Origin of the sequence: Streptomyces sp. NPDC058637 (genome assembly GCF_042717325.1) — a bacterium.
Taxonomy (GTDB): Bacteria; Actinomycetota; Actinomycetes; order Streptomycetales; family Streptomycetaceae; genus Streptomyces.
Map to the genome: position 1 here is coordinate 120,579 of NZ_JBHXRD010000015.1, position 15,326 is coordinate 135,904.

Genomic DNA, 15,326 nt, shown 5'->3' on the forward strand with positions numbered 1-15,326 from the left:
CGCGTGTACGGTTGACACTTGAACGGTATCCTCGACCGTCATGGTCGATCTCCTGTCCGTGGCGCACGCCGGTCCCACGCGGCCGGGGTTCCGTTCGTCGGCAACGCAGTGGAACGCGAGGGCGGCGTACGGCATCTTCCCCGCAGCAACGGCATCTCTCGTGGCGTACGAACCGGGCGTCGGGCCCCACTGCCGGAAGCGGCCGGGAACAGCGTCGTCCCCGGATCGGATCACGGCCCTCCCGTGTCGTACGACGTCGGGTCCCGGTCCCCGGCACGTCGCGGGGACGGTGCGGGCGGGGACACCGGCTGAGGGGTCCGTACCGCCGAACTGTTGTCTGACGATGGTGTGTTCGAAAGGTTGGACCGTGTCTTCTGCTTTTGGAGTGCCCGCCGGTGAGTGAGTACACCGACAGGCCCGTCGCGGAAACGTCCCCCGCGCCTCAGCCCGAACCCTTCCCCCTCGCCGAGGACACGGTGGCGATACCGGTGTACGGGCGGACAGTGACCGAGATCCGGCCGGTGAGCGTGGACGAGGCGGGGAGGCCGAGGACCCCGCGCCTTCACGCGGTACGCGTGGGAGACCCGGTGGACCGGGCCGCGGACGGCGAGGCGCACCCGGACTCGACGGCTTCCGCGGACTCCACCGCGACGGACTCCGACGCGGCCCCGGGCGCGGACATCGCCCTGGACGACGCGGCGGACCGCACCGGCCGGGCCGGCGCACCGGACCTGTCCGCCGACGCCGCGCAAGCGGCCGGGTCCCCGGCCGGCGAGGGGCGCCGGAAGTGACACGCTGGGTCGGTCTCTTCGCACGGCGCCGCGGTGACCGCTCCCCGGCCCCGACCGCGCCTGCCGCCGCCGCGCCCACCGCCGAGGGGCCGGACGACGGAGCGGCGGAGGAACTCCTGGTCGAGGACCACGCCGGTCTGCTGTTGCTCCGGACCCCCACGGATGACGACCTCACTCCCGCCGACATCGCCGATCTGGCGCACGGTATGCGCGAGGACGAAGGGACCGTGACCGTCATCGCGGGCGCCGAGGGCATGCGGTCCACCGCATTCTGGCCGAGGCTGAGCGAGCTGCTGGACTCACTGAGCGAGTCGGGCGCCGACACCGTACGGCTGGTCATGACCGGGGCCGGGCACGACGTCGAGGACCGGCCCGCCACCGCGCGCCAGATCGCCGACGCCTGGGGACTCGAGGTCAGAGCCCCGGACGGGCCGACCCTCGTCGTGCCCGGCGGCTCGCTCTACGTCCCGCCCGTCGACGGGAGACCGTCGGGGGGCGGCTGGTGGCGGTTCGCCCCGGGCGCGGAACCTGAACCGCTGGGCCCGCGCAGCCCGGAGCCGTCCTGGCAGCCCGCCCTGCGCGGCGTGCCGTCGGGTACGGCCGGCGGGAGCGTGGTGGAACAGATCCCGGCCGGGCTGCTGGTACGCCCCGCCGGGGCGACCCCGACCCAGCCCGGTGACCTCTACCACGCCGTACCGATCGACCCCCGACACCCGGCCGTGGTGATCGGCGTGCCCTTCGGGGAGGACGTCTCGGCCGACGAGGTCGCCGAGGTGCTGACGGCCCTGCCGGAAGGGGTCAGGTCCGACGTACGGCTCGCGCCCGGCGGGCGGCGTGACCTGCTGCCGCTGGCGCAGTCGGTGTCCGACCGCCTGGACACCGACGTGCAGGTGATGACCGGGCTGCCGCTCGTCGCGGCGGCCGGTCCGCTGGGGGCGTACTCCGTACGGTCGGTCCTGGCCGCGCCGGACGGTACGCCGAAGTGGATACCGTTCGTGGACGCCGTCGTGTGCCGCCCGCCGGACGGGAAGGGCCGTGCCCGGCCGCCCCGGCTGCTGCGCTGGGCCCCTCCGGTCCAGGGGCCCGCGCGCCCTGAGGAGGGCGTGATCGGGCTGACCGACCGCTGGCAGGTCACGGTCACCCGGGCGGGCCTGTGGGTCGGCCCGTCCGGCGGGCCGCAACTGTCCTCCACGGAACGTCCGGTGGACGCGAACGGCCCGGTCATCGACCTGGGCGTCCCTGGCGAACTGATGGACCCGTCGCTGTGGCCGGCCCTGTCGGGTCTGCTGGCAGCCCTGACACCGGCCCTGCGGCAGCGCGCGACACTCCATGTGCACGGCGTGTCCCAGGACGGCGGACGTGAACTGCGCCGGCTGGCGGCCCAGCACGGTCTGCGTACCCTCCGTCATGCCACTCCCGCCTCGGCTCCGACGCGGACCGACCCGCCGGCCCGGACCCAGCTCCGGCACGCCCGGACGGCGGCCCCGGAGACCGCATCCGCGTCTACGTCCGCGCCCGCGTCCGTGCCGGTGACGACCGGGGGCGCCCCGCCGTCGACGATGCCCGTGCGCGGCCCGCAAGAGTCGGAGCAGCCCGCACAGTCGGGGCGGTCGGGCCTGCCGTTGCGGCCGTTGCAGCCGGGGCGGACCTCCGGATCCGTGCCCGGCGAGCCGGCGGAAGGCGCTGGACGGGCCGCGCGGGTCGAACGCGTCCGGCAGCTCAGGGAGGCCATGGCAGCAGGCACGTCGGCGGCGGCGGACGCGAGTGCGTCGGCGAGCACAGGGGCCCCTGGACGGGCCTCTGGGCGGGCCCCCGGCTCGGGAGCGGCCGGAGGGCGCGACGGCCTCCGGTCGTTCGCAGCGCCCGGGGAGCCTGCGGCTGCCTCGGGGCAGGACGGACGGGCCGAGGTACTCGACTGGCCGGACGACCCCGTCGCGACGGGGTCACCGCGTCGCTCCGGCAGCTCGGTCGCGGCCGGTGGTCCGGCGAAGCGGCGGGAGCCCGTCGGGCGGACCGGAACGCCGGAGGGTGACGACGCCCGGAATCCCCGCAGGGCGACTCCGGCCGCCGACGAACAGGGCGAGGACCCCGTACGTGCCGCACTGCCGGACCCGGACCCGGAGGCGGGTACCGGACCCGGGGCCATGTCCGAGCCGGGCTCGGCCGGACCGAACCGGCCCGCGACGGGGCCGGTTCATGCCGGTGGTTCCGTGCGGGGCAGTGAGCCCGAAGCGAGTGAGCCCGACACGAGTGGTCCCGACGCGGTCGGTGGCCCTGTCACGGCCGATGGTCCCGAGCGGACCATCGGCGCGGGAACGGGCGATGGCACCGGTACGGCCGACGGCCCGGCGAGGACCGGCGATCCGGAAGGAGTCGGCGGTGCCGACGTGCCCGGTGGCCCCCCGCAAGCCGCTGAGCCGGTGGGAGCCGGCCCCGAGGCGGACGGGACCGTACCGGCCGCCGAGCCGGAGCCGCACGGTACGACGCCCCGGACGTCGCGCCCCGAGGCGACCGCAGGAGACGGAGAGGACGACGGATCCGCGTCGTCCGGTGCGGACGAGCCGCAGGAAGACGGCCCGGCGGCGGACCGCTCGGAACCGTCCTCCGCGCAGGGCCCGGCCGTGGAGCCCACGGGTAGCCCCCGTCAGGGCGGGACGGGGACGCCCGGTCGGCTCGACGACGTACCTTCGCCGCGGCCGATGCGGGTGGAATCCGGGGCCCCGGCCGATCCGCCGCCCGCACCGGCGGAAACTGACAGCCCGGGGACGGCACGAGGCGGAGCTGACGAGACGCCGACAACTCCCGATGCCACGACCGCTCCTGACGCCCCGGAGACCGACGCCGCGCCTGACACCCCGGGCATACCCGACGTCCCGGCCACCGTCGGCGAGTCCGCCACCGCCGACGATTCCGACGTCCCCCGAGCCCCGCTGCCCCCCGTCCCGTTGGACATCGGACATCGCAGCTCCGAAGCGGAACGGACCGCCTTCCGCGCACTCGCGGGCGGGATGTGGGACCGGCACGGCGCGGCCGTCGCCCGCTCCCTCGCCCGGATGCCCGCGCTGCGCGGCAAGGAGCAGGAGGCGGCCCGTGCCGATCTGATCGCGCTGCGGATGTCTCTGCACATCTCCGAGGGCCCGTTGAGCCATGGCGCGGTGACCCGGGCGTTGCGCGAGTACGAGCCCGACATGCTGCCGTACGGCGCCTGCGTCGCCTCGGCTCTGAACCGGCTGCCGTCCTACCGGGGTGCGCTGCTGCGCGGTATGGGCAGTGACCCCACCGCCGAGGGCTCCCCCGCCCTTCCCCGTCCCGGGACGCTGCTGCGTGACGCGGCCCAGTTGAGCACCACACCGTTCGATTCCACCCGTACGGCGACGATGCCGGGCGGGACCTACGTCATCTGGTCGGTGTCCGGCCGTCGCGTGCGGCAGCTCTCCGACCACGCCCGTGGACCCGACGAGGTGGTGTTCGCCCCGGGAACCCTCTTCCGGGTCCTGGACGTCCGTCGCGACGGACGGGCCGTACAGCTTTTCCTGCGTGAACTGACCGGTCCTCCCACGGCGACCACGCCCGATCCCGACGCGGATCGAGCGGTGCTCGCCCGGTTGGACGATGCCGTGCGCGGGAGCTCGGCGGCACCGGTGGGCACCGGCCACTGGCCGGACCGCTGCGTCGGTGCCGTGGGCGCCGGGCCGTGACACGACAACGAACCCAGACATGAGTAAGGAAATTGCATGGAACGTCAGCATGATCCTTCCAATCACATACCGCCCCGGTCGGGCGCATCCGCCGACGCAGGCGCATCCGAGGAATCCGGGGGATCCGGTAGTACGCCGGTATCGGTCCGCCGGGCGGTGACGATGCAGGGAGCGGCCGGGGACCCCGGTGACGCTCTGGCGCCGGGTGGCCGACAGCGTGGCCGTACGAACGCGTCCCCCACCCCGGACGCGGCTGCTCGCGCGGAGAGCACGCCGAGCACGGGCGCGGTGGGCAACGGACCGGAGGGCAACCGGGACAACAGCGACAACACCGCCCGGACCACGGAACCGGAGTCCGACGAGGCCGCCGGTACCGCGCGAGGGATCGGCGCCCCGGTGCCGGCGGCCGAGGGCGAGCCCGCACCGGCCGCGTCCACGTCCAGCTCCACTGCTACCAGGGCGGTTCCCGCTTCCTCCTCCTCGGCGTCCTCCGCGTCGGCATCGTCCGCCTCCGCCTCGGCCCCGGCGCCGAGGACCGTCAGCACCGCCGACGCGTCCCCGGACGCCGCCACGGCGGCAGCGGCCGGCAGCGGTGGCGCGGGCACGGGTTCGAACACGGGCGACGAACCGCCCGGCAGCCGCCCCAGGAAGCCGATGCTGGCGGCGGCCGGTATCGTCGGCGCGCTCCTGATCGCCGTCCCGCTCCTCCTGGCGGGGCAGGACGACCGCGACCCGGAAGGGCCCCGGACCGAGAACGCGGCCGGCACGGTTCTGGACACCGCACGCTCCGGTGCTCCGGACACCTACACCAGCCAGTCGCCGTCTCCCTCCGCCAGGCCGAGCAAGAAGGCGCAGGAGAAGGACAAGGACAAGGTGTCCGGGCCGGTCGTCAGCAATCAGACGGGCGGGTCGTCATCGGGCGGGTCCGGGAGCACGCCCGAGGCCGACAAGAAGACCGACACCCAGAAGCTGGCCGCCGCCGAGAAGAAGAAGAGCGTGGCCACGGAGATGACCGGGGCCGAGAAGCTCCGCCAGTGGGCCAACGGACGCTCCGGCGTGCAGAACACCGTGCTCAAGAACGCGGGGACCGGCCTGTGCGTGGACATCGGGGGCTACGGCAAGGGCTCGCTCAACGCTCCCGTCACCCAGTACCCGTGCAACAACACGAACGGCGACAACCAGCTCTGGAACCTGGACATCGTGGCCAAGAGCGGCGGGCCCCAGAACGCCCCCGTCTTCCTCATCCGCAACAGCAAGGACGGGCTGTGCCTGGACCTGGGCGAATACACCGCCAGGCCGGCGGACACGAAGGTCAGCGAGTTCCACTGCAACTCGACCGGCGACAATCAGCTCTGGTGGCTCGACCCCCGCGGGGACGGGACGAACTGGATCCGTAACGTCGTCAGCAACGACCTGTGCCTGCGCCCGACCGGCGGCTCGGGTGCGGGCGCCGACGCCCGGCTCGTCATCGCGGCCTGCGGCTTCGGTGACCGCTGGATCGTCTGAGGACCCCGCTCCGGCGGACCCGACGTCCCCGTTTCCCTGGTGTGCGCGGCCGCACCAGGGAACGGGGACGTTCTCGCTCCCGGCCCCTCCACACGCACTGTCTGCCCGCATTCATGCACCATGGAATACATGGACACGATCCGCGAGTTCGAGCCGTTCGTGAGGCAGTACGCCGTCCTGCTCAGCACCCGGCGGCAGGACGGGTCCGAGGTCCACACCCCGGTCAACATCGCCGTCGAGGGCGACCACGCCTACATCCGTACGTTCTCCTCGGCGTGGAAGGTGGACCGGATGCGCAACCACCCGGTGGTGCGGATCGGCCCGTGCGCGGTGGGCGGCAGACCTACGGGGCCGCAGACCGACGCCCGCGCCCGCCTGCTGGAGGCCGGTTCGCGGGAGAACACGCATGCGGCGCGGATGCTCTCGCGCAAGCACCCGGTGCTGCACGGCGTACTCGTGCCACTGGTCCACAAGGCGAAGCGGGACCGGACACTGCACTACGAGCTGCGCCCCTTCACCGACGACGAGTGACCCCGCGAAGGGCCGCGCCCCCGGTCGTCCCCCGCGGCGCCCGCCCCGGCCACCCCGCGGACCGCTCCCGCCGCCGGTCAGCCCTTGCCGCGCCGGCGCTTGACGCCGATGACGGCCAGCACGATCACTCCCAGGAGCACCGCGCCCCCGGTGACGGACGGGCCGCCCCCGTCGGACGACTCCGCGCCGCCCCCCGAGCCCTCGCCCGCAGGCGCCCTGGTCCCGCCCCCGCCGTTCCCGCCGCCCTCGACGTCCACCCGCACCACTTCGCTCCGCTCCCCCTCGGAGCCGAACATCATCGCCGAGCCGTCCGCGGTGAACGTCACCGACTCGGACTGCCCCTGGAGCGGCACGCTCACCCTGTGGTCCGCACCGAGCCGGCCGTTCTCGAAGGCGTAGCCCCGGGTGCTGAAGTAGGAGCGCAGCACCAGGTCCTTCCCGTCCGGTGAGAACGCCCCGTCCGTCACCCACGGCACCTCGCCCACCCGCCGGAACACGTTGGCCCCGCCGGTGGTGAGCTTCGCGGGCCCCTCGTAGAGGCCGCCGCCGTCCTCGTTCTTGGAGGCGATGTACACGCGGCCCGTCTTCGGGTGGACCATCATGGCCTCGGCGTTGCGGGCCCCGTCGGCGTACTTCACGTCGAACTGCGTGGCCCGCACGGTGGCGTCCGCGAGCTTCTCCGGCTCGGGGAAGCGGTAGATCCAGACGTGGTCCCAGGACCCGTCGAGGTTGTCGCCGATGTCGCCGACGTACAGATTCCCGTCCGGTCCGATCGAGATCGCCTCCACGTCGCGGGGCTCCCCCACCCCCCGCATGGTGATCGTCGCGACGGTCTTCCCGGTCCGGGAGTCGACGGCGTAGACGTACGGCCCGTCGTCGCTGTCGTTGTGCGTCCAGTAGACGCCCGGGTGGTTCCGGCTGGCGGCGAGGCCGCTGGACTCCTTGATCCGGGGGTCCTCGATCGTGAAGGTCCGGTCGGCCCCTTCCCCGTCGTCCGCCACGGCGGGCACCGCCCCGGCGAGGAACAGGAGGGCGGCGGCACAGACAGTCAGCGATCTCATGGCACAAGTGTCCACTGTCACGTATCAGCCCGGAGCGGTGATCGGCCATGATGTCGCCATGCGTTTTCTCTTCGTCGGCGACTCCATGACCATCGGGCGTACCGGCGACTTCACCTGGCGTTACCGCATGTGGCAGCACCTGGAAGCGACTCTCGGCGAGGGCGGGTACGCGATCACGGGCCCGCGCACCGAGCTGTACGACGCCGGCGCGAACGCCCCGCTCTGCCACACGTACGGCGACCCTTCTTTCCCGGCCCCCGCGAGGCGGCATCTGGCCGGCTGGGGCGAAGGCTGGCTCCACATGGCCCCGGTCATCGCGGACGCGGTCACGGCGACCCGCGCGGACATCCTGCTCGTCTCGCTCGGCCTGATCGACCTCGGGTTCTACACGGACAGCGAACAGACCGTCCGCAACGCACGGGCCTTCATAGCCGCCGCCCGGTCCGCGAACCCGCACGTCAAGATGGTGCTGCTCCCGGTGATACCGAACATACGGGCCGAGTCCGACGCCGCCTTCGCCGACGAGTGCGCACGCTTCAACACGCTGCTCGCCAAGGCGGTCACCGACCTCGACGACCCTCGCTCCCCTCTCCTGCTGGCCTCGCACCCCGCGGGCTACGACATCCACGCGGACACCTACGACGGCACGCACCCCGGCCCCGGCGGCGAGCACAAACTGGCCGGTGCCTTCGCGGACGCGATGCACCAGGCCTGGGAAGTGGGCGGTTTGTACGCGGGAACGCCGGCCTACGCCTGAGGTGCGGGCAGGCGGGCCACGATGCGAAACGCCTGACAGTGCGTCTCAGCGACCTCCAGAAGGCCCTGGACTTCGACGACACCAGCGCCTTCGACATCAGGGCCCTCCAGGGCCACCCGGGACGGAGGCGGCTGCGGATCGGCACCGCGCCGTGTACACCGTCGGGAACGGGCAGTTGACCCTGTGGGTCCTGACCGTGGGCAACGGTCTCGACGTCCACCGCGACCTCTGAGCGGGCGTCCGGAACCGGGCCGGTGATCACCGCGTCGTCGTAACGTGCGACGTCGCGCCCTCCGGCGCGGTGTGACGGGGACCGACGAGGACCGGGCGGGGCGATGACGAAGGCGGCGAACAGCAGAGCACCGTGGAGCCGGCGGCGGGGGCGGGTCCTCGGGGTGTTCTCCGTCCTGGTCGCCCTCCTCCTGGTCCTCCACTCCGTGGTCCCCGGCACCCCGGGGCACGTGGGCAGCCTCCTCGAAACGTTCCTGCCCTGGCTGGGCCTGGCCGTTCCCGTCCTGCTCGTCCTGGCCGTGGTCCGCCGCTCGTACGTGGCCCTGGCCTCCACACTGCTCCCGGCCGCCGCCTGGCTCGCCCTCTTCGGCGGCGCGCTGCTCCCCGGCGACGACGACTCCCCGCACACGCTCACGGTGCTCCAGCACAATGTCAGCGACCAGAACCCCGATCCGGCGGGCACCGTGCGCACCCTACTCGGGGCCGACCCCGAACTCGTCGCCCTGGAGGAGCTCACGCCCGCCGCCCTGCCCGCGTACGAGGCCGCCCTGTCGGCCAACTACCCGCACCACGCGACCCAGGGCACGGTCGGGCTCTGGTCGAAGTACCCCCTGTCCGGCATACGGCAGGTGGACGTCAAGCCCAGGGCCGTCGGGGAGGGCTGGGACCGAGGGCTGCGGGCGACCGCCCGGACCGCACAGGGCGAGGTCGCCGTGTACGTCGCCCATCTGCCCTCCGTCCGGCTGGGCCTGAGCGGCGGATTCAGTGCCGGTCTGCGGGACGAGAGCGCGGTCCTCCTCGGTGCGGCCCTCGCCGCCGAACCCCTGGACCGGGTGATCCTTCTAGGTGACCTCAACAGCACCCTGGACGACAGGGGGCTGGAGCCGGTCTCCTCACAACTCGACGGCCCCGAATTCGATTTCGCGTTCAGCTGGCCGGCGAAGCTCCCCCTGGCCCGGATCGACCAGGTCATGGCCCGCTCGGCGACGGTCACCCGCGTCTGGACCCTGCCCGCGACCGGAAGCGACCACCTGCCCGTGGCCGCCCGCATCAGGTTCTGACCTCGACAGCCCAACCTGTCGCCGACCATCAGCGACAGTTTCTCTTGTCACCACACTCCCTCGACAGCTAATCTTGTCGCATGGATGACACAGCGGCGATCCCTGTCCCCGACAGGAACGACGACGACTTCTGGTCCACCGTCACGACCCTGGTGGAGCCCCCGTGGAGCGAGCCCACCGACGACGACACGTTCGCCATGGACGACAAGGTGCTCGACGCGGCCCGCGTACTGGCCGAACGGATCTCCACGCGCGCGCTGGCCTACCGCACCGCCGGGAAGCCCTTCGACGCCGCACTCATGGCCTCCCCCGACGTGCAGCTGGCCCTGCTGCGGTCCCTGTACGAGACCAAGCGGTCCGTCGACCGGCTGGCCGAGAGCGCGGCGACGGTCGCGGGCCGGGGCGGGGCCAACTACACGCAGCTGGGCGCCGCCTGGGGAGGCATCAAGCGCCAGTCCGCCCGCCTCAAGTGGCCGTACGCCGTGGTCAGGAAGTCCGCCGGTGAGTCCGTCCCGCTGCGCTACGCGGGCGGCTCCGCCGTCATCCACCACGACCCGGACGCCGACGCCTGGTGGTACACCGCCACGGCCGCCGACCAGCGGGAGGAGGAGTCGGAAGCCGTCCACCCGACCTCCGCCGAGGCCATCGCCCGGGCGACCGAATTCCTCCTGACGCACACCCTGCCCGGCCGGCAGGCGTCCACCTGACGGCCGCCGTCGTGGCGCGGGGACAGCTTCAGCCCCCGCGCTATCCGGCCGCCCCCGGGATCCCCAGCATCGCCAGCCCCAGCTGGGTCAGCTCCGCCGACACCTCTTCCGGCCGGGCCCTGCGGGGGCGGCGGCTGTGGTGGGCCATGAGCTCGTGCACGGTACCGACCATCACCATCACCACCACCCGGTGATCCCGTTCCTCCGCCTCGCCGCGCACCGCCGCCCGCTCGGCCTCACCGGTCAGGAAGTCGGCCCAGAGGTCCCGCCACCGCTTGCAGTGCTCGTCGACGGCCGGGCTCACACCCAGCACCTCGACGAACGTCACCCGGGCCTCGCGCAGATCCCGGGTCACCGCCGACACGTACGCGTCGAACAGGATCCGGAACCGCTGCTCCACCGGGCAGTCGTCCATCCCCTCCGACAACAGGGCCTGTTCCGCCGCTCGCAGTCCGCTCGTCGTCACCTCGTTGTGCAGGGTGATGAGCACGCCCTCCCGGGAGCCGAACTCCTCCCAGAGCACCTCCTCCGGAACTCCGGCCACCTCGCACAGCGCCTGTTCCGACGTCTGCGCGTAGCCGTAGACGCCGAACATCTCCCGCCCCGCGTCGAGAAGCTGCCCACGGGCCCGCACACGGGCCCTGTCGACCGTGCCGGTCAGCTGATCCACCGGAACATCCACCACGGGTCCTCCTTCGTCTGCCACATCTCCGACTGTCGCGGCGACGGCTGAGCGGGGTCGCGAGCGCGGAAGAGGGTTTCGTCACCTCTGCATGGCGCTTGCGCCATTGTTCTCACCCTCGCCCGGCCCCGCGTCCCGCCGCGCCGTCACATCGGCAAGACCACCGGTACGAGCAAACCCCTGAAAGCCTCCGTGGCAGCACACCCGGGCCACCCTGCGCACGCGTGCGCACAGAGTGTAATGACACGGTCACGCTACTGCACCGCGTAAGCGCCCTCTACGCACATGCACCGAGCACGGATATTCGATCAGCCACTCTTCAGGGTCATGCTCGCCAACTCGTGCAGCAACCCGGGCTCCACGAAAGGCGCCTCGGCGGTGGGCAGCGAACGCCAGTCCAGCGGCCACGTCCGCCCGTCCAGCGCGGGCACCCCCACGAACGCGTCGCACCGCGCGTCCCGGCCCATCAGCCGCGCCCCGGCCGGCCACCTGTACGCCGCCCCGGTTTGCGGCGGCAACAGGAAGTACATGCTCCGCTCGCCGATACCGGACCGGACGATCGGACCCGCGCGGAAGTCCGTGAACTGCATCAGCTCGTAGGCCACTTGCTCGCCCATCAGCCCGGCGATGCGTACGGCGTCGAAGTGGATACCCGTGTGCCGCAGGGCGTGCCCACTCACGGGCCGGGCTGTCCCAGGAGGCGCTCGGCACGAAGATCGGTTTCTCCAAGTCGCAGGTGGCGATGGTGGAGCGGGGTCAGCGGCCGCCGAAGGGCAACTTCATCCCGGGAGCGGACGAGTCTCTGGGTGCACGGGGTGCACTCGTTGCCGTGGCACCCAAGCTATGCGTCAATGCGCTGCCGCACTGGTTCACCGGCTTCGCCGAAGAGGAATCGGAGGCCGTCGCCCGCCATGAGTACGAAAACCAGGTGATGCCCGGACTTCTCCAGACCGGGGCATACGCGCGAGCCGTGCTCTCAGGCCGATACCCGACCTACGACGACGAAGATGTCGAAGCCAAGGTAGCGGCGCGTTTGGCCCGCCAGAGCCTGTTGTCCCGCAAACGACTACCCGACATCAGTTTCGTCCTGGAGACGATCGCCCTCACTCGCCCTATCGGTGGACATCGGGTGCGCAAGGAGCAGTTACTCCATCTCTTGGAAGTGACCCAGCTACGCCACGTGAAGATCCAGCTGATGTCACCGGAGCGTCAGAGCCACCCCGGACTTGACGGCCCGTTCGTCCTGCTGGAGAACGCCGAACGAAGGCAGTTGGCCTACGTCGAGGGACAGGGCGGAAGCCTCTATGTCACCCAACAGCCTGACCTTGGAAACTTGTTCGGCAAGTACGGCCTTCTACGTGCCCAGGCATACTCTCCGGAGGAGTCCCTGGAAATGATCGAGAAGATGGCGGAGGAATCATGAGTGACGGCCTCAGCTGGTTCAAGAGCAGCTACAGCGGTAATGAGGGCGGCAACTGCGTAGAGGTCGCCCTCGAATGGACCAGGTCCACCTACAGCGGCAACCAGGGCGGCGACTGCGTCGAGGTCGCCGCCTGCCCCCGCGCCGTGCACGTCCGGGACTCCAAGGACCTGGCCGTCCCGGCCCTCACCCTCTCCCCCGCCGCCTGGTCCGCCTTCCTCGGGCAGGTGGCCGCCGGCTAGGTTCCGTACTGGTCAGCGGGGCTGGAGCCGGGTGCGCAGGAGGCAGAATTCGTTGCCCTCCGGGTCTCCGAGCACTCCCATCTAGCAGTTCTGGGAGTGGCCCCGATGGTGGCAACGATGCAGGTCAAGACCGGTAAGAACCCGTTGCGCGCTAGCGCGCCCATGGATGACAACCGACCCCGTGCCCTATCCGCTATCCGGCTGAGCGTCGCGACCGACGAGACGACGTCACCCGGTCGACAGCGCGAAGCGAACGAGACTGCCGCCGCATCGATCGGCGCGCGCATCGTCGGCGAAGCCGAAGACCTCGACGTGTCGGCAAGCAAGACGACACCCTTCGAGCGGCCCCAGCTCGGCCCCTGGTTCGACCGTCCCGACGACTTCGACATCGTCATTTGGTGGCGGCTCGACCGTGCCGTTCGGTCCATGGCAGACATGTCCGCTCTCGTGTCCTGGGCACGCAAGCACGGGAAGCGACTCGTGTTCGCCGAGGGTCCGGGCGGCGCACGGCTCGAACTCGACATGTCCAACGTGGTCGGCGAATTGATCGCAACGCTTCTCGCGTTCGCAGCACAGATGGAAGCCCAATCAATCGCGGAACGCGTGACCGGTGCGCAAGCTGCCATGCGCTCAATGCCGCTTCGCTGGCGCGGTAGCCGTCCGCCTTTCGGGTACGAGCCGACCGAATTGGAAGGCGGAGGCTGGACCCTCGTTCCTGACGCTGACGCCGTCGAAGTAATCGAGCGCATCGTTCGTGAACTCATGGCGGGAAAGACAGCTAGCGCCGTGGCCGCCGATCTCAACGAAGCCAAGGTTCCCTCTCCGCGTGACCACTGGTCGATAAAGAAGGGTCGCAAGACCGGTGGGAAGACCGGCGGAGCAAAGGGGGAGAAGGCTGTTACCCGCGAGCGTTTCAACTGGGGGCCGTCCATCGTCAAGAAGGTTCTTACGTCGGTTTCCCTTCTCGGCTGGAAAATGCACAACGGGAACCCGGTACGCGACAGCGAAGGGGCCCCGATCGTTGCGACGAACGCCCCGATCCTCACGCGCGAAGAATTCGACGCCATCGGCGCACTGTTCGCCGAACGGTCCATTGATAACCGGGAACGCAAGGACACGAACGCGCTTCTTCTCCGTGTCGTGCACTGCGCGTCATGCGGTGAGCGCATGTACCTAAACAAGCAAGCGAGCAAGACGAATCAAGCACCGGTCTACAAGTGCAACGCACACGGTCGCGGGATGCCGTGCGAGGCACCGGCGCACGTTCGCGGCGACTGGCTCGACGAGTACGCAGAGCGCGAGTTCCTGCGACTGCTCGGCGCGCTGCCGCTCACCCAGGTTCGGACGATTCCGGGGTATGACCCGACCCCCGAAATCGCCGCGACAGCAGCGGAGTTCGAAGACCACCAAAAGCAAGAAGGGCGACAGCGAAGCAACGCCGGTCGCGAAGCATGGCAGCGACGGGCCGACGCGCTCGACGCACGCCTAGCCGAACTCGAAGCCCGACCGAAGACCGAAGCCCGGACAGAAACCATCGACACCGGCCGGAGCCATGCCGACGAATGGCACAGCGCCGAGACAGCGGGCAGGCGAAAGATGCTGCTCGACGCTGGGGCGTATTTGACCGTGAAGCGTGGAACCCGTGGCGGGTGGCGCACGCTCGACGAACGACGCGTGTCATTCGTCGTCCGCGAGTCATTCCACGCCGAAGCCGCCGAGACGCTGGCAGCGATCGAACTGGAAGAACTCACGCAAGCCGCCTAGCCGCTCACCTAAGCCCTGCCCCGTTCGGCCCCAGTGGTCGGGCGGGGCTCTGTCATGCCCGCACACGGGCGCGTGTGACTTCGCTGCCAGGCAGCGTGACCGGGTCGACAAGACGGGCGACTACGGGGGCCGCGTCCAGCGATATGGCTAGCCGCGCCTCCGTACGGCGCTGTGCGGCGATCTGAGCGCCTTACGGCCCGCTCCTGGGGTCATGGGCGCGGGAGCGCTTCCTAGGGCGGCAGAGAGCCGTACAGGGCTTCGGTCGAGGCCGGTAGCCGTCACGGAATCGAGCCGTTCCGTAACGGATGCGGGGGGATTCTTACGAAACGGCGTGACGGATAACCCGACGGGCCGTCAGAAGTAACGAAACGCGTTACACAGCGGGGCATCATCGCTAGATCACCACCCTTCTGACCAGCAAGAATGACGAAGTGACGAAATGATGAGTAGTTGGGTTCCGTACATACATCATCTAAAGCTCTAAGGCCCCGATCCGAACTCGCCGCCATTTCGTCATTTCGTCACTCCGGCGTCTCTCGCACTGCCGCTCGCCCGCTGGAATCCGTTGCCCGCTAGTACCGGTGAGCCACGTTACGAATCGTGACGCCACCCGCTAGCCGAGGAGATCCACCATGCGCGACGACGCCGACACCCCTGGACGCTGCGAGAGCTGTTCTAAGCCTCTCTCCGGACGCGCGACGCGCTCGTGTTCCGCTGCCTGTCGGCAGGCTCTCTATCGAGCCGCTAGGCGGCTTCCTGCCGTCGAGCCTACCGACGCGCCGAACTCGGTTCTCGATGGGTGCGCATGGTGCGCCCGTCCGACCGGGTGGAGCGGAATAGGCCGACGCCGTAAGCACTGCTCGAATGCATGCAAG

Annotated in this window: 14 protein-coding genes; 11 read left to right on the top strand and 3 right to left on the bottom strand. The window is 70.9% G+C overall.

Annotated features, from left to right (window positions below):
- Positions 1-395 precede the first annotated feature (395 nt).
- The 4 genes from ACFWVP_RS17475 (at position 396) to ACFWVP_RS17490 (ending at position 6,526) form a co-directional block, all read left to right on the top strand.
- Positions 396-791, top strand: a complete 396-nt coding sequence (locus tag ACFWVP_RS17475; protein WP_384497539.1) for a hypothetical protein — start codon at positions 396-398, stop codon at positions 789-791.
- Positions 788-4,489: a hypothetical protein gene (locus ACFWVP_RS17480; protein WP_384497541.1), complete on the top strand. Its 3,702-nt coding sequence runs from the start codon at positions 788-790 to the stop codon at positions 4,487-4,489. Before ACFWVP_RS17475 ends, ACFWVP_RS17480 begins: the two co-directional genes overlap by 4 nt.
- 288 nt (positions 4,490-4,777) lie before the next feature.
- Entirely contained in the window at positions 4,778-5,995 is a 1,218-nt protein-coding gene (locus ACFWVP_RS17485; protein ID WP_384497543.1) for an RICIN domain-containing protein, read from the top strand.
- A 129-nt stretch (positions 5,996-6,124) separates the two neighbouring features.
- The gene (locus tag ACFWVP_RS17490; protein WP_384497545.1) at positions 6,125-6,526 is read left to right on the top strand and encodes a PPOX class F420-dependent oxidoreductase; all 402 of its coding nucleotides are present in this window, start codon (positions 6,125-6,127) and stop codon (positions 6,524-6,526) included.
- Between the two features lie 77 nt (positions 6,527-6,603).
- On the opposite strand, the gene ACFWVP_RS17495 is transcribed toward ACFWVP_RS17490, so the two are convergent.
- On the bottom strand, positions 6,604-7,587 hold the full coding sequence (locus tag ACFWVP_RS17495) for a WD40 repeat domain-containing protein (RefSeq protein ID WP_384497547.1): 984 nt from the start codon (positions 7,585-7,587) through the stop codon (positions 6,604-6,606).
- On the opposite strand from ACFWVP_RS17495, the gene ACFWVP_RS17500 reads away from it, so the two are divergent.
- The 4 genes from ACFWVP_RS17500 (at position 7,586) to ACFWVP_RS17515 (ending at position 10,343) form a co-directional block, all read left to right on the top strand.
- Entirely contained in the window at positions 7,586-8,344 is a 759-nt protein-coding gene (locus ACFWVP_RS17500; RefSeq protein ID WP_384497549.1) for a GDSL-type esterase/lipase family protein, read from the top strand. The two genes, ACFWVP_RS17495 and ACFWVP_RS17500, sit on opposite strands and share 2 nt — an antisense overlap.
- A gap of 38 nt (positions 8,345-8,382) precedes the next feature.
- Positions 8,383-8,523 (top strand): hypothetical protein, encoded by a 141-nt coding sequence (locus ACFWVP_RS17505; RefSeq protein WP_384497551.1) that lies wholly within the window; start codon positions 8,383-8,385, stop codon positions 8,521-8,523.
- Positions 8,524-8,679: 156 nt separating this feature from the next.
- The gene (locus ACFWVP_RS17510) at positions 8,680-9,636 is read left to right on the top strand and encodes an endonuclease/exonuclease/phosphatase family protein (RefSeq protein ID WP_384497553.1); all 957 of its coding nucleotides are present in this window, start codon (positions 8,680-8,682) and stop codon (positions 9,634-9,636) included.
- An 80-nt stretch (positions 9,637-9,716) separates the two neighbouring features.
- Positions 9,717-10,343 carry a hypothetical protein gene (locus ACFWVP_RS17515; RefSeq protein ID WP_384497555.1) on the top strand — a complete coding sequence of 209 codons (627 nt, stop codon included), beginning with the start codon at positions 9,717-9,719 and terminating at the stop codon, positions 10,341-10,343.
- A gap of 40 nt (positions 10,344-10,383) precedes the next feature.
- Here ACFWVP_RS17515 and ACFWVP_RS17520 read toward each other — a convergent pair whose 3' ends face one another.
- Both ACFWVP_RS17520 and ACFWVP_RS17525 read right to left on the bottom strand, forming a co-directional pair.
- Positions 10,384-11,028 carry a TetR/AcrR family transcriptional regulator gene (locus ACFWVP_RS17520; RefSeq protein ID WP_384497557.1) on the bottom strand — a complete coding sequence of 215 codons (645 nt, stop codon included), beginning with the start codon at positions 11,026-11,028 and terminating at the stop codon, positions 10,384-10,386.
- A gap of 305 nt (positions 11,029-11,333) precedes the next feature.
- A complete protein-coding gene (locus tag ACFWVP_RS17525; protein WP_384497558.1) occupies positions 11,334-11,705 on the bottom strand; it encodes a hypothetical protein in 372 nt (123 codons plus the stop codon).
- A gap of 8 nt (positions 11,706-11,713) precedes the next feature.
- Between ACFWVP_RS17525 and ACFWVP_RS17530 the strand changes: the two genes are divergently transcribed.
- The 3 genes from ACFWVP_RS17530 (at position 11,714) to ACFWVP_RS17540 (ending at position 14,451) form a co-directional block, all read left to right on the top strand.
- On the top strand, positions 11,714-12,448 hold the full coding sequence (locus ACFWVP_RS17530; RefSeq protein WP_384497653.1) for a helix-turn-helix transcriptional regulator: 735 nt from the start codon (positions 11,714-11,716) through the stop codon (positions 12,446-12,448).
- Entirely contained in the window at positions 12,445-12,687 is a 243-nt protein-coding gene (locus ACFWVP_RS17535) for a DUF397 domain-containing protein (RefSeq protein WP_384497559.1), read from the top strand. Before ACFWVP_RS17530 ends, ACFWVP_RS17535 begins: the two co-directional genes overlap by 4 nt.
- A gap of 117 nt (positions 12,688-12,804) precedes the next feature.
- Complete coding sequence (locus ACFWVP_RS17540; RefSeq protein WP_384497561.1) at positions 12,805-14,451, top strand: recombinase family protein; 1,647 nt, start codon at positions 12,805-12,807, stop codon at positions 14,449-14,451.
- Positions 14,452-15,326: the final 875 nt, after the last annotated feature.

Bases quoted from the DNA above. Each gene is read 5' to 3' on its own strand.
- ACFWVP_RS17490 (WP_384497545.1), top strand. From the start codon at position 6,125: ATGGACACGATCCGCGAGTTCGAGCCGTTCGTGAGGCAGTACGCCGTC.
- ACFWVP_RS17500 (WP_384497549.1), top strand. From the start codon at position 7,586: ATGGCACAAGTGTCCACTGTCACGTATCAGCCCGGAGCGGTGATCGGC.
- ACFWVP_RS17495 (WP_384497547.1), bottom strand. From the start codon at position 7,587: ATGAGATCGCTGACTGTCTGTGCCGCCGCCCTCCTGTTCCTCGCCGGG.
- ACFWVP_RS17510 (WP_384497553.1), top strand. From the start codon at position 8,680: ATGACGAAGGCGGCGAACAGCAGAGCACCGTGGAGCCGGCGGCGGGGG.
- ACFWVP_RS17515 (WP_384497555.1), top strand. From the start codon at position 9,717: ATGGATGACACAGCGGCGATCCCTGTCCCCGACAGGAACGACGACGAC.
- ACFWVP_RS17535 (WP_384497559.1), top strand. From the start codon at position 12,445: ATGAGTGACGGCCTCAGCTGGTTCAAGAGCAGCTACAGCGGTAATGAG.
- ACFWVP_RS17540 (WP_384497561.1), top strand. From the start codon at position 12,805: ATGCAGGTCAAGACCGGTAAGAACCCGTTGCGCGCTAGCGCGCCCATG.